The following is a 1,185-nucleotide window of genomic DNA, read 5'->3' as shown; positions in this document are numbered from 1 at the left end:
TTACTTGATGATCTTGGAGACCACGCCGGCGCCGACGGTACGGCCGCCTTCGCGGATCGCGAAGCGCAGGCCTTCGTCCATGGCGATCGGGTTGATCAGCGAGACGACCATCTTCACGTTGTCGCCCGGCATCACCATCTCCACGCCTTCCGGCAGCTCCACCGCACCGGTGATGTCGGTGGTGCGGAAGTAGAACTGCGGGCGGTAGCCCTTGAAGAACGGCGTGTGACGGCCACCCTCGTCCTTCGACAGCACGTACACCTCGCCCTCGAAGTCGGTGTGCGGCTTGATCGAACCCGGCTTGCACAGCACCTGGCCGCGCTCCACGTCGTCACGCTTGGTGCCGCGCAGCAGCAGGCCCGCGTTGTCGCCCGCCTGGCCCTGGTCCAGCAGCTTGCGGAACATCTCGACGCCGGTGACGGTCGTCTTGACGGTCGGACGGATGCCGACGATCTCGATTTCCTCGCCCACCTTGATCACGCCGCGCTCGATGCGGCCGGTCACCACGGTGCCGCGACCGGAGATCGAGAACACGTCCTCGACCGGCATCAGGAACGCCTTGTCCACGTCGCGCTCGGGCTCCGGGATCCAGCTGTCCAGCGCCTCCACCAGCTTGATGATCGCCGGCACGCCGATCTCCGACTGGTCACCTTCCAGCGCCTTCAGCGCCGAACCGTGGATGATCGGGGTGTCGTCGCCCGGGAAGTCGTACTTGCTCAGCAGCTCGCGCACTTCCATCTCGACGAGCTCCAGCAGCTCGGCGTCGTCCACCATGTCGGCCTTGTTCAGGAACACCACGATGTACGGCACGCCCACCTGGCGGGCCAGCAGGATGTGCTCGCGCGTCTGCGGCATCGGGCCGTCAGCGGCCGAGCACACCAGGATCGCGCCGTCCATCTGCGCCGCACCGGTGATCATGTTCTTCACGTAGTCGGCGTGGCCCGGGCAGTCAACGTGCGCGTAGTGGCGCGTCGGGCTTTCGTATTCCACGTGCGAGGTCGAGATCGTGATGCCACGGGCCTTTTCCTCAGGCGCCTTGTCGATCGCGTCGTAGGCGTGGAACTCACCACCGAAACGCTCCGCGCCGATCTTGGTCAGCGCTGCGGTCAGCGTGGTCTTGCCGTGGTCGACGTGACCGATCGTGCCGACGTTGACGTGCGGCTTGGTGCGCTCGAACTTACCCTT

At 65.7% G+C, this 1,185-nt stretch carries 1 protein-coding gene; it reads right to left on the bottom strand.

Annotated elements, in window-relative coordinates; translation table 11 throughout:
- On the bottom strand, window positions 1–1,185 hold a 1,185-nt coding region (gene tuf / locus ACKVMH_RS13510), incomplete at its 5' end, for an elongation factor Tu (RefSeq protein ID WP_412700664.1).

This window comes from Lysobacter zhanggongensis (genome assembly GCF_046638635.1).
Classification (GTDB): domain Bacteria; phylum Pseudomonadota; class Gammaproteobacteria; order Xanthomonadales; family Xanthomonadaceae; genus Novilysobacter; species Novilysobacter luteus.
This window is presented reverse-complemented; position numbering and strand designations above follow the sequence as displayed.